The 12469-nt window shown below is 67.7% G+C and carries 13 protein-coding genes; 8 read left to right on the forward strand and 5 right to left on the reverse strand.

All coding sequences use genetic code 11. From position 1 onward, the window contains the following. Window positions 1–105 precede the first annotated feature (105 nt). The 5 genes from DEI83_RS11495 to dnaA form a co-directional block, all read right to left on the reverse strand. Window positions 106–606, reverse strand: coding sequence for a DUF721 domain-containing protein (locus DEI83_RS11495; protein WP_111082094.1), 501 nt, complete (start codon window positions 604–606; stop codon window positions 106–108). Beyond that, window positions 606–1802: a DNA replication/repair protein RecF gene (gene recF, locus DEI83_RS11500; protein ID WP_111082095.1), complete on the reverse strand. Its 1197-nt coding sequence runs from the start codon at window positions 1800–1802 to the stop codon at window positions 606–608. Before recF ends, DEI83_RS11495 begins: the two co-directional genes overlap by 1 nt. A 37-nt stretch (window positions 1803–1839) precedes the next feature. Continuing rightward, window positions 1840–2748, reverse strand: a complete 909-nt coding sequence (gnd, locus tag DEI83_RS11505) for a phosphogluconate dehydrogenase (NAD(+)-dependent, decarboxylating) (protein ID WP_375334666.1) — start codon at window positions 2746–2748, stop codon at window positions 1840–1842. Window positions 2749–2797: 49 nt separating this feature from the next. Continuing rightward, window positions 2798–3958, reverse strand: coding sequence for a DNA polymerase III subunit beta (gene dnaN, locus DEI83_RS11510; RefSeq protein ID WP_111082097.1), 1161 nt, complete (start codon window positions 3956–3958; stop codon window positions 2798–2800). Window positions 3959–4414: 456 nt separating this feature from the next. Continuing rightward, a complete protein-coding gene (dnaA, locus tag DEI83_RS11515; protein ID WP_111082098.1) occupies window positions 4415–5872 on the reverse strand; it encodes a chromosomal replication initiator protein DnaA in 1458 nt (485 codons plus the stop codon). Between the two features lie 486 nt (window positions 5873–6358). Between dnaA and rpmH the strand changes: the two genes are divergently transcribed. The 8 genes from rpmH to DEI83_RS11555 all read left to right on the forward strand — a co-directional run bounded on the left by rpmH (window position 6359) and on the right by DEI83_RS11555 (window position 11400). Next, the gene (gene rpmH, locus DEI83_RS11520; protein ID WP_043595303.1) at window positions 6359–6496 is read left to right on the forward strand and encodes a 50S ribosomal protein L34; all 138 of its coding nucleotides are present in this window, start codon (window positions 6359–6361) and stop codon (window positions 6494–6496) included. Between the two features lie 17 nt (window positions 6497–6513). Next, window positions 6514–6864, forward strand: a complete 351-nt coding sequence (gene rnpA / locus DEI83_RS11525) for a ribonuclease P protein component (RefSeq protein ID WP_111082099.1) — start codon at window positions 6514–6516, stop codon at window positions 6862–6864. Then, on the forward strand, window positions 6861–7226 hold the full coding sequence (gene yidD, locus DEI83_RS11530; RefSeq protein ID WP_111082100.1) for a membrane protein insertion efficiency factor YidD: 366 nt from the start codon (window positions 6861–6863) through the stop codon (window positions 7224–7226). Before rnpA ends, yidD begins: the two co-directional genes overlap by 4 nt. A gap of 7 nt (window positions 7227–7233) precedes the next feature. Continuing rightward, complete coding sequence (yidC, locus tag DEI83_RS11535) at window positions 7234–8208, forward strand: membrane protein insertase YidC (protein WP_111082101.1); 975 nt, start codon at window positions 7234–7236, stop codon at window positions 8206–8208. Further along, window positions 8205–8738 carry a R3H domain-containing nucleic acid-binding protein gene (locus DEI83_RS11540; protein ID WP_111082102.1) on the forward strand — a complete coding sequence of 178 codons (534 nt, stop codon included), beginning with the start codon at window positions 8205–8207 and terminating at the stop codon, window positions 8736–8738. Before yidC ends, DEI83_RS11540 begins: the two co-directional genes overlap by 4 nt. Then, entirely contained in the window at window positions 8735–9397 is a 663-nt protein-coding gene (gene rsmG / locus DEI83_RS11545; protein WP_111082103.1) for a 16S rRNA (guanine(527)-N(7))-methyltransferase RsmG, read from the forward strand. Before DEI83_RS11540 ends, rsmG begins: the two co-directional genes overlap by 4 nt. 81 nt (window positions 9398–9478) lie before the next feature. Next, a complete protein-coding gene (locus DEI83_RS11550; protein ID WP_111082104.1) occupies window positions 9479–10411 on the forward strand; it encodes a ParA family protein in 933 nt (310 codons plus the stop codon). Beyond that, window positions 10411–11400 (forward strand): ParB/RepB/Spo0J family partition protein, encoded by a 990-nt coding sequence (locus DEI83_RS11555; RefSeq protein WP_111082105.1) that lies wholly within the window; start codon window positions 10411–10413, stop codon window positions 11398–11400. The genes DEI83_RS11550 and DEI83_RS11555 overlap by 1 nt, the downstream gene beginning before the upstream one ends. Window positions 11401–12469: the final 1069 nt, after the last annotated feature.

Below are 12469 nucleotides of genomic sequence, written 5' to 3' on the forward strand. Positions count from 1 at the left end.
ACACCCGCGCACTGCACTCGCCAGTCTACCGCAGGGACGGCTCCGACCGGAGGCCGTACGGCTCACAGAGCGACGAACTTCCGACAGATGGATGATTTCGTCTGGTCAACCGTAGGTATCGCGGGGGCCGCGCCCCTGGACCGACCTGAGGCCACGTTTCCACGTGGGGGCGTCCGGGCCGGAAACCCGGATCGATTCCACGCCCGCCGCCGGGTACCGCTGCGCGATCGTCGTCGTGACGGTCCCGCGCATGAGTCGCAGCTGGGTCGCCCAGGCCGTCGAGTCGCACCGGATCACGAGCGCACCGTCCTCGATCGTCACCGGGTTCGAGTGCTTCGCGAGCTCCTCGCCGACGACGCTCGGCCAGTCGACGAACAGTTCGGACCGGGCGAGCGGCTCCGTCCAGCCGAGCTCGGCAGTCAGCGCACCCATCACGTCACCGAGGCCGGTGGGTTCACGTCCCTTCCCGTACGGCACCGAGTCCGGGTCCTGTCCGGCTGCGCGTCGGCGCCGGGCGTCGACCCCGCGCTTCGACGGGTCGCCGAACACCGCCTTGAAGTGCTGGTAGACGCGCGACGGCTCGGCCGGCTTCCAGGGCTTCGGCATCAGGGTGCCGTCCCGTCCGCGGCGTCGTCCGCGTCCCGGACGATCGCGCCCGCCTCGATCCGCACGGTGTGTGCCGCGAGCTGACCCGGCACGTCGCCGTGCACGGCGGCCGTGATGAGCACCTGCTCGTAGTCCGCGACCGCCCCGGCCAGGCGCTCACGGCGGGATTCGTCGAGCTCCGCGAACACGTCGTCGAGGATGATGATCGGGTCGCCGAGAGAGGACTCGGCACGCAGGATCGTCGCCGACGCCAGTTGAACGGCCAGCGCGAAGGACCAGGACTCACCATGACTGGCGTACCCGCGGGCCGGTAACCCGTTCAGCTCGAAGAGCACGTCGTCGCGATGGGGTCCGGTGAGCGTCAGACCGCGGTCCAGTTCGTCCCGCCGACGGCGCTCGAGCGCCACGCGGAACGCCTCTGCTGCGGACGCGACCGTGACGGGTTCCTCGGGCGTCCCGAGGACCGGGTCGGTGGCCGCCGCGTCCTCCGGATCAGCACCCCGCACGCTGAGGACACCGGCGATCGACGCCTGGTGCCGCTCACCCGCGACCGTCGCGTACGACTCGGTCACGAACGGTGCCAGTCGGCGGGTGAGGTGGTCGCGGGCGGCGATGATCTCGGCGCCGAACGCCACGAGCCGGTCGTCCCAGACGTCGAGCGTGGAGAGCGCCCCGGCCTTCGCCCCGCTCGCCCGTGCCGACTTCAGCAGGGTGTTGCGCTGCCGGAGCGTCCGGTCGTAGTCGGCGAGGACGCCCTGCATGCGCGGCGCGATCTGGACGAGGAGCTCGTCGATCATGCGGCGCCGGCCGGAGGGCTCCCCGCGCACGAGAGCCAGGTCCTCGGGGGCGAACAACACGCTCGTGCAGTAGCGCGGGAGCTCGCGGGGCTTGATGGCCGACCGGTTCACCTGCGCCCGGTTCGACCCGGTCCGGTTGATCTGCACCTCGGCGAGGATGCTGCGGTCCTCGTGCGCGAGCCGTGCCCGGACGATCGCCGAGTCACATCCCTGCCGCACGAGCGCGGCGTCGGTGGGGACGCGGTGCGACCCGAGGGTCGAGAGGTAGCCGATCGACTCGACCAGGTTGGTCTTGCCCTGGCCGTTGCGACCGACGAACAGGTTCGGCCCGCGTGCGAAGTCGACGTCCGCCTCCCGGTAGTTCCGGAAGTCGGAGAGTTGCAGATGGTCGACGTGCACGCGGGCCGAAACGGGTCGAGGGGGTTACCCCGACCGGCTACGCCTTCTTGACGGCGTGGCCGCCGAACTGGTTGCGGAGCGCCGCGACGGCCTTCATCGTCGGGGACGCGCTGCCCTGACGCGAGACGAAGCGCGCGAAGATGGACGCCGAGATCGCGGGCATCGGCACCGCGTGCTCGATGGCCTCTTCCAGGGTCCACCGGCCCTCGCCGGAGTCCTCCACGTAGCCCTCGATGGCGTCGAGCTTCGGGTCCTCGTTGAGCGCGAGGACCATGAGGTCGAGCAGCCAGGAGCGCACGACGGTGCCGCGCTGCCATCCGGCGAACACGGCGGGGACGTCCTTGATGATGTCCTTCGCCTCGAGGAGCTCGTAGCCCTCGCCGTACGCCTGCATGATCGCGTACTCGATCCCGTTGTGGACCATCTTCGCGTAGTGGCCCGCGCCGATGCCGCCGGCGTGCGAGAAGCCCTCTTCGCGCGGACCCTCGGGGCGCAGTGCGTCGAAGACGGGCATCGCGAACTCGACGTCCTCGGCAGCACCGCCGACCATGAGGCCGTAGCCGTTGTCCTTGCCCCAGACACCGCCCGAGACGCCCACGTCCATGTAGCGGATGCCCTTGGCAGCGAGCTGCTCGGCGTGGATGGTGTCGTCGAGCCACTTCGAGTTGCCACCGTCGATGACGAGGTCGCCCTCGCCGAGCACGCCGGCCAGGTCGGTGATCACGTCGTGGGTGATCTTGCCGTGCGGGACCATGACCCACACGAGACGCTTGCTGTCGGTGAGGGCTTCTGCCAGGGCGCCGAGGTCGGCGACGTCCGAGACGGCGGGGTTGGCGTCGTACCCGACGACGTCGATCCCTGCGTTGCGCAGACGCGCACGCATGTTGTTGCCCATCTTCCCGAGGCCGACAAGACCGATCTGCATGATTTCCTCTTCTTCGTCGATGTCGCGCTGATGCTGGTGTCCACGCGCCAGCGCTGGATGGCTGTTGCGGCTAGCGCAGCAGCAGGTTGGGCTGCAGCAGGTACCGGTACCCGTCCGTGGCAGGTTCCTCTCGCGAGGACTGCCCGGTGATCAGGACCGGTCCGGGCTTGTTCGGGTTCTCAGTCTTCGTGAAGGAGATCCGGACGAACTCGGAGTGCACCGCATTCAACCCGTCCAGGAGGAACGCCGGCTTCAGGGAGACCACCGTTTCCTCACCGGTCAGCAACGCATCGATCGACTCTGACGCCTGCGCTTGTTCGGAACCGATCGCCTCGAGCGTGAGCCCGTCGACCGAGAAGGAGAACCGGAGCGCCGCTTCGCGCTCCAGGACGAGGGAGACCCGTCGGACGGCCTCGACCAGTTCAGCGGTGTTGATCACCGCGTGGTCCTGCACCGTGTCGGGGAAGAGCCGGCGGACCGGCGGGTAGTTGCCCTTGATGAGCAGGGACGTCACGGTCTTGTCGTCGGCCTGGAACGCGATGAGTTCACGGTCGGAACCGCCGCTGATCGAGACCGAGACGGTGGTCGCCGACCCGAACGTGCGGCCGACTTCCTGGAGGGTCCGGGCCGGGACGAGCGCGTGCAGGGTCGTCGCGGAGTCGGCCTCTCCGCCGGGGCGACCCGAGTCCCACTGGATGGTCCGGACGGCGACGCGGTAGCGGTCGGTCGCGATGAGCGAGACGTCGCTCTCCCCGACCTCGAGCTGGACGCCGGTGATGACCGGGGTGACGTCGTCACGGCTGGCGGCGACGGCGACCTGGGACACGGCTTCGGAGAACGAGTCACCCGGGATGACACCCGTCTGGGGACCGATCTCGGGGAGCGTCGGGTACTCCTCCACCGGCATGGAGAGCAGCGTGAAGTGCGCCGAGCCGCAGGTGACGGTGATGCGGGAGTCCTCGGTGGAGAACGTGACCGGGGCGTTCGGCAGGCGGCTCGCGATGTCGTTCAACAGCCGGCCGGAGACGAGCACGGTGCCGGGGTCGTCGATCTGGGCGGCGATCGACGTCTGGGCCGAGACCTCGTAGTCGAACGAGGAGAGCGTCAGCCGGTCACCGTCTGCGTGGATCAGCACGCCGGAGAGGATCGGGAGGGTCGTGCGCTGTGGGAGGAGCTTCACCGCGAAGGAGACGGCTTCGGAGAAGACGTCCCGGTTGACCTCGAACTTCACAGCGTGGACCCCTGTCGATCGGTTGACTGCCCGGCCGCCCCATTGTGGCACAGCGGCGGGAGACCGCGGATTCCTGTCATCCCGCCGTCCACAAGGTTGGCCCAGGGAGAGGGAGAGAGAAGAGAGGAGTAATGGTCTTAACGCCTGTGCACACTGTGGACAACTCTGGGGATGCCGCTCCTGGACTGGGAACTACAACCGTGTGACTTGTTGGCGGCGTGTGAGCGCCCTCTGGATGAGGATTGGTCGTCTATCCACTTCCATCCCCAGTTTCCACAACCACTCCTCCGCCTGTGAACAAGCGAGCGGCGTGTCCTCCACAGTTATCCACAGGCTTTCCACACTGTGGGGAATCCGCCGCATGGAACCGTCTCAGATGGTGGACACACGCAGAAGGAGGCCGATCCCGGGTCTGGGACGGGCCTCCTGGACGGGGGGGTGGCGGGGAGCCGCTCGCTACCGGTACCGGCGGTCCTGCTTGATCCGACTGGTCAGTTCGGTGACCTGGTTGTAGATCGAGCGGCGCTCCTTCATGAGCTCCGCGATCTTCTTGTTCGCGTACATGACCGTCGTGTGGTCACGGTTCCCGAACAGCTGACCGATCTTCGGCAGCGACAGGCTCGTCAGCTCACGGCACAGGTACATCGCGATCTGGCGGGCGGTCGCGATCGCCTGTGAGCGGGACGAGCCGTAGAGGTCGTCGACCGAGAGCTTGAAGTACTCCGCGGTGTGGTTGATGATGTCCGTCGGCGCGATGACGTTGTCCTCGTCGAGCGTGATGAGGTCCTTGAGGACCGTCTGCACCAGCGCCATGTCGACGGCCGTCCGGTTCAGGCTCGCGAACGCGGTCACCCGGATGAGCGTGCCCTCGAGCTCGCGGATGTTGCTCGACACCTTCGACGCGATGAACTCGAGGATGTCGTCCGGCACCTGCAGGTGGTCCGACTGCGCCTTCTTGCGGAGGATCGCGATCCGGGTCTCGAGGTCCGGCGCCTGCACGTCGGTGATGAGGCCCCATTCGAAGCGGCTGCGCATCCGGTCCTCGAAGCCGGTGAGGTGCTTCGGGGCGACGTCCGACGTGATCACGACCTGCTTGTTGTGGTCGTGGAGGGTGTTGAAGGTGTGGAAGAACGCCTCTTGCGTCGAGTCCTTGCCCTGCAGGAACTGGATGTCGTCGATGAGCAGGATGTCGATGTCGCGGTACCGCTGCTGGAACTGGTTCGAGCGGTTGTTCGCGATCGAGTTGATGAAGTCGTTCGTGAACTCCTCGCTCGACACGTACCGCACCCGGATCCCCGGGTAGAGGCTCTCGGCGTAGTGACCGATCGCGTGCAGCAGGTGGGTCTTGCCGAGACCGGAGTCGCCGTAGATGAAGAGCGGGTTGTACGCCTTCGCCGGCGCTTCCGCCACGGCGACCGCGGCTGCGTGGGCGAACCGGTTCGAGGCACCGATGACGAAGTTGTCGAAGTTGTACTTCGGGTTGAGCCGGGACTCGGGGCGACCACTGGTGCCCGGGGAGTCGACCTGGCTCGGGACGAACGGCGCCTCGATGTACTGGCGGGGAGCGGCGCTCTGCTGCACCTGCTCCTGGACGGGCTCGGCGTAGGACGGCACCGCGACCGCGTCGACCCGCGGCTCCGAGGCCATGTCGGGGTTGACCGTGATCGCGAAGTTCACCACCGAGTCGTCACCGATGCGTGAGACCGCCTCGGTGATGGGAACCCGGATGCGCTGCTCGAGCATGCCGCGGGTGAGGTCGTTCGGCACCTCGAGGTACAGGGTCCCGGCGAGCACGCCCTTCGGCTCGACGAGGTTGAGGAAGCCGTGCAGCTGGGGGGTGATCCGGTCGTCGTCGGACAGGATCCCGAGCACTGACGACCACAGGTCCTCGACGGGGTCGGCCGGCATCGTCATGTCCGCTCGTCTCCTGGTCTCGTTGCTCGGTTGCGGCTTCGGGGTGGTGCTGTGTCCGCGGGGGCGGCGTCTCGTGGTGGACGACCGGCGACACGCGGGCCGTACCGACAGCACCCCGCGCTTCGTGGACGGTCAGCGCGGTGTTCTGGGCGCCGGTCCACCGTCGAGCTTCCCACAGGGTTGTCCACAGAGTGTTCCGCGGCCTGGTGGACGGCGACCGACGGGGTGCTCCCCCGCAGTACCGGGCATCCGGCCGTGCAGTGACACAACTGTAAAGGACCAGACCGCGTCGCACCGAACGGAAGTTGTCCCCAGTGTGGAGAATCGGTCGTGGCGCGGACGGTCGGCCCGGCGGGGCAGCGGCGTTTGACCTGTCAGCCGTCGTCACGTACCGTTGTCCAGTTGACTGCGGCCGTTCGGTCGCGCCTTCCGCGTCAACCAACGCATACGTGACGGCTCGCCGCGAGCAGCCGTGTGGAGATCATCATGAGCAAGCGCACCTTCCAGCCGAACAACCGCCGCCGCGCCAAGAAGCACGGCTTCCGGGCCCGCATGCGCACCCGCGCCGGCCGCGCCATCCTCGCCGCACGCCGCGGCAAGGGGCGCACCGAGCTCTCCGCCTGATCCGCGGGGTCCTCGCCGTGTTGGCCCGAGCCAACCGCATCGTCCGAGGGGACGACTACCGAACGGTCGTGCGCCGTGGCCGCAAGAGCGCCACGGCGCACGCCGTCGTGTCGGTGGTCCGTCGCCTCGACGACGATCGTGGTCCCACGAGGTTCGGGTTCATCGTGGCGAAGACCGTCGGGAACGCGGTGACGCGCAACCTGGTGCGCCGCCGACTGAAGGCCATCGCACACGGACTCCTCCCGAGCGCCCCGCTCGGGTACGACGTCGTCGTTCGTGCACTGCCAGCCGCTGCGCAGGCCGGATGGCCTACCCTGCTCGAAGACATCACGCGCTCCTTCGCGCGCGGTGTGGAGAAGGCAGCATGAACCGGTTCCTCTGGGTCGTCGCGTTGCTCCCGCGCAACGCGTGCGTCGTCGTGCTCCGGGCCTACCGTGCGGTGATCTCACCGCTCTACGGCAACGTGTGCCGGTACCACCCGTCGTGCTCCCGGTACGCGCTCGAGGCGATCCAGCAGCACGGCGTCATCCGCGGATCGGCCATGGGAGCGTGGCGGATCGCACGGTGCAACCCCTGGGCCGCCGGTGGGATCGACGACGTCAGGGAACGTCGCCGCCCCTTCAACGTCAGTCGGTTCGGGTTCGTGCTCGCACCGAGCCCGCAGCAACAGCAGAACTCGGCCGGCACGGTCCGACCGGTGCTGCTCCCCCAGCGCACTCGAAAGGCGTGACCTCCTCATGGAGATCCTGAACACTCTCCTCTGGCCGCTCAAGTGGGTGGTGTCCGCGATCCTCGTCGGGTTCCACTGGCTCTTCGAGACCATCGGGATGGACCCGTCAGCGGGCATCACGTGGGTCCTGTCGATCATCTTCCTGACGTTCGTGGTGCGCGCCGCGCTGATCCCGATCTTCGTGCGCCAGATCAAGTCGCAGCGTCGCATGCTCGAGGTCGCGCCGCAGCTGAAGAAGATCCAGGACAAGTACAAGGGCAAGAAGGACCAGTTCTCGCGCGAGGCCATGTCCCGCGAGACGATGGCGCTCTACAAGGAGACCGGGACGAACCCGCTGAGCTCCTGCCTGCCGCTGCTGATCCAGATGCCGATCTTCTTCTCGCTGTACTCCGTGCTGCACGAGGCGCAGATCAACAAGGCCGGCATCGGTCTGCTCACGAACGAGCTCGCCGCCGACTTCGGCAACGCGGCCCTGTTCGGCGCCCCACTGCACGAGACGTTCACGAACGCGTCCGGCTGGGAAGTCCGGGTCATCGCCGGCTTCATGATCGTCGTGATGACCGCCTCGCAGTTCATCACGCAGCTGCAGCTCGTGGCCAAGAACATGTCGCCGGAGACCAAGGAGTCTCCGATGTACCGCCAGCAGAAGATGATGCTGTACATCCTCCCGCTGGTGTTCGTGATCTCGGGTCTCTCGTTCCCGCTCGGCGTCATGTTCTACTGGCTCGCCTCGAACATCTGGACGATGGCGCAGCAGTACTTCGTCATCCGCAGCATGCCGACCCCGGGCTCCGAGGCTGCCCTCGCCCGCGAGGCGCGTCTGGCCAAGAAGGCCCAGCGGCGCGGCACCCCGGCGACCGCCGGTGTCCTGACGGAGGCCGGCACCGGCGCCTCGGTGGCCGAGGTCGAGGCACGTGTCACCACTCAGCGGCAGCAGCCGGTCGGCAAGTCGCGCGCCAAGAAGAACGGGAAGAGCAAGTGACCGAGCAGGACACCGCAGCTGTCGTCGACACCACCGAGGACGAGCAGGTCCTGGGCCAGGCGCCCGAGGAGGACGGCGAGGACGAGACCCGCGACGAAGCGGACATCGCGGCCGACTACATCGAAGAGCTGCTCGACATCTGCGACCTCGATGGTGACATCGAGATCGAGGAGCGCGCCGGTCGGGTGTACCTGACCGTGACGGACGACGGTGAGGCGCTCCGGGTGCTCGCGAAGCCGGACACGGTGTCCGCGCTGCAGGAGCTCACCCGCATCGCCGTGCAGGCCGAGACCGGGGAGTTCAGTCGGCTGATCCTCGACATCGGTGGATCCCGTGATGCGCGGGCCACGGAGCTGCAGCGTCTCGTCGACACCGCCGTCGAGCGCATCGAAGCCGGTTCGACCACTGCTGCCCTGCCGCCGATGTCGTCCTACGAGCGGAAGCTCGTGCACGACCTGGTCGCCGAGAAGGGCTTCCACTCGGAGTCCGAGGGCGAGGGTCGCGACCGTCACACCGTCGTCACCCGATGACCGACGCCGACACCACGGCCGGTTCCGAGCCTCCTGTCCTGGAGACGGAGCCGGCCGTTGCCGCAACCCTCTTCGGGGCGCAGATCGAGGGCGCGCGGTCCTTCACGAGCGAACTCGCGCGCCGTGGCGAGGAGCTGGGTCTCATCGGGCCGCTCGAGCTGCCCCGGCTGTGGACTCGACACATACTCAACTCTGTGCTGCTCGCACCGCTGCTCCGGAAAGGTGCATCGGTGGGCGACGTCGGATCAGGGGCTGGCCTTCCCGGTCTCGTGCTGGCCATCGCCCGGCCGGACGTGTCCATGACGCTCATCGAGCCGATGGAGCGTCGGACCGAGTGGCTCCGCGGTGAAGCCGACCGACTCGGCCTGACCAACGTCACGGTCGTCCGCGCGCGCGCTGAGGACGTCGCCGATGAGCTCGTGCTCGATCAAGTTACGGCGCGTGCCGTCAGCGCCCTCTCGAAGCTCATCCCGCTGACCGTCCCCCTCGTCCGCTCCGGCGGGCAACTCATCCTCATGAAGGGTGCGCGGGTCGATGACGAGGTCGCAGCCGCTCGCAAGGTGATCCTGCGGAAGCGCCTGGAGGACGTCGAGGTCCTCGAGCTCGGAGTGGGTGTGGTCGACGAGACCACGCGCGTCTTCCGGGCTACAGTTGAGTGACGCGACCGGTCCGGTCTGACCGGGCCTGCTGCTGGTTGGCTGAGCGCGTCGAGGGGCGGTGGCACACCACCGAACTGCCCGATGTTCCACGTGAAACACAGACCGGGGAAGAGGCACTCGTTGAGTTCGTCCACTGACTACGACGCGTCGACACCTCTCGCCAGGGAGATCGCCGATCTCAACCGGCGCCGACGAGCGATCGCGACGCAGCAGTTCCCGCTGCCGGAGAAGACCCGTGTCTTCACGGTGTCGAACCAGAAGGGTGGCGTGGGGAAGACGACCACCACGGTCAACCTCGCTGCGGCGCTCGCTCACGGCGGCGCACGGGTGCTCGTGATCGATCTCGATCCGCAGGGGAACGCTTCCACCGCCCTGGGCATCGACCACCAGGCCGAGGTGGCGAGCATCTACGACGTCATCGTCGACGAGGCTCCCATGGCGGACACGGTCCAGCGATCCCCCGAGTCCGAGACGCTGTGGTGCGTGCCTGCGACGATCCACCTCGCAGGCGCGGAGATCGAACTCGTCTCGCTCGTCGCCCGGGAGCAGCGGCTGCGCACCGCCCTCGACGAGTACCTCGCCTCCGTCGAGGAGCCGTTCCACTACGTCTTCATCGACTGCCCGCCGTCGCTCGGTCTCCTCACGATCAACGCCTTCGTCGCGGCCAAGGAGGTGCTCATCCCGATCCAGTGCGAGTACTACGCACTCGAGGGATTGAGCCAACTCCTTCGGAACATCGAACTCATCGAGCGGCACCTCAACCCGCATCTGGCCGTGTCGACGATCCTGCTCACGATGTACGACGGCCGGACCAACCTGGCCAATCAGGTCGCCAACGAAGTGCGGACACACTTCGGTGATCAGGTCCTGCGGGCGATGATCCCGAGGTCCGTCCGAGTGAGCGAAGCGCCGAGCTACGGACAGAGCGTGGTGTCGTACGACGTCAACTCCACCGGCTCGCTCTCCTACCTGGAGGCGGCGGCCGAGATCGCAGAACGAGGAGCGAAGGCCTGATGGCAACCAAGCGGACCGGGCTCGGGCGCGGCATCGGCGCCCTCATCCCCACGACGAACGAGCAGCAGGAGCGGCCCGTCGACGTGTTCTTCCCGTCGGGGGGGACCTCGGCAGCGGACACGACCAGCGGTGCGGCTGGCGCGGCGACGGCGGAGGAGCTGCTCGCCGTTCCGGGTGCTCGGCTCGCGAACCTCAACCCACTCGACATCGTTCCGAATGCCCAGCAGCCGCGGAAGGAATTCCGTGAAGAAGAGCTGCAGGAACTGGTGCACTCGATCCGCGAGATCGGACTCCTCCAGCCGATCGTGGTGCGCCCGATCGTCGGCGCCGCCGGTACGGCACCGCAGTACGAGCTCATCATGGGCGAGCGACGTCTCCGTGCGACAAAGGAGCTCGGCCTCGCCACCATCCCCGCGATCGTCAAGGACACCCCGGACGATGCGATGCTCCGTGACGCCCTGCTGGAGAACCTGCACCGCGCCCAGCTGAACCCGCTGGAGGAGGCTTCCGCTTACCAGCAGCTGCTGGCTGACTTCGGCATCACGCAGGAGCAGCTCGGGCAGCGGATCGGCCGGTCGCGGCCACAGATCACGAACACGATCCGTCTGCTGCGGTTGCCCTCCCCCGTGCAGCGTCGTGTTGCCGCTGGCGTGCTCTCGGCCGGGCACGCGCGCGCGATCCTCGCGGCGCCCGACGCCGAGGCCATGGAGTACCTCGCGGAGAAGATCGTCAACGAGGACCTGTCGGTACGTGCGGCTGAGGCCATCGCGCAGCAACTCTCGGCGAAGACGCCGGCCAAGGCCCCCGCGGTGCCGTCCAAGCGCCAGGTGCACTTCAACGACATGGCGGAGCGTCTCGGCGACCGGTTGAACACTCGCGTCAAGATCGCAGTCGGTGCTCGCAAGGGGTCGGTGACCATCGACTTCGCGAACCCGGACGACCTGAACCGGATCTTGGGCGAACTCGGTATCGACGATGTGGCGCACTGACCCGGAGTCACCGTCGAGGGGTACAGGCGGCCGCTGAGGGGCGCGCGGGACGTCTGCGGCTCCGGGCCAGGAGGAGGACGTCTTGTGGCCTTCAGCGGGCGCACAGCGGTCGGCAGCGCCGTTCTGGGCCTCCTCTGTGAAGCGCAGGGACGTGTCCGAGCTGACTTCTCCCGGTAGACCGTGGGAAAGCGGCCTCTGGCCCCGCGCTCCGGATCTGGTGAGCCCGTGGTGCCCGGTCGAGGGATCAATGGTGACGGAGATCCGCACGCCAACCTGCGGATGATTCGGGGCTGGGGGTTCCCGGGACTGACGCAGCAGCCAACGATGTTCCACGTGGAACACCTCGAGCGAGGTACGCAGGTCTGTCGACTCACCGTCCCGTGACGCTAGCTGTACGGATGAGCGGATGGGCAACCCCACCACAGTCGACGGCCTCGGACGCGGCTCCCGGTGGCCAGAAACGCACCCATCGTCCTCGGCCGACCCGCAGAAGACCTCCTTGAAGCAGCGTCTACCGCCAGAGCTGGATTTCGGGTCGGCGGCTCGAGACCCGGCGTTCTCGGTATCGGCTCGGCGGAGACGCGGGCAATCGCGGGATGTTCGGGGCGCTCAGGCGCAGGAGCACCGTGGGAGGGCCGACAACTACGAACTGGCCCGATGGACGAGGCAGTCGACGAGGAGACGCTGCCTCGGGGCCGGACCGACTTCCACGTGAAACGTCGACACTGCCGTGCTTCCTCATGGGCTCTGCAGCGAGACCGTGTTTCACGTGGAACATCGCTCCTGCCTACCGGTAGCCGCACAGTACGACTCGCGTGCAGTGCCGTCGGCCCGCCAGCATAGGTAGACATGCCGGGTGGCTCGCGCTCGAGCAGCACAAGGAAGATGGCGTTGTCCGGTCACTGACGTCCTGGCGGGCTCGAGACTCCATTCACTGGCTGTGGCGTCGGACTCGTCGACTGTCTCTCGTCGCGGAGCTCCGTCTGCGCGGATCCTGCCTCGTCAACGCACCACTCCCCCAGCCGCACAGAGGGTGGATATCCCCGACTGGACGCCACTGGTGCAATCG

Origin of the sequence: Curtobacterium sp. MCBD17_021, assembly GCF_003234525.1 — a bacterium.
Lineage (GTDB): Bacteria > Actinomycetota > Actinomycetes > Actinomycetales > Microbacteriaceae > Curtobacterium.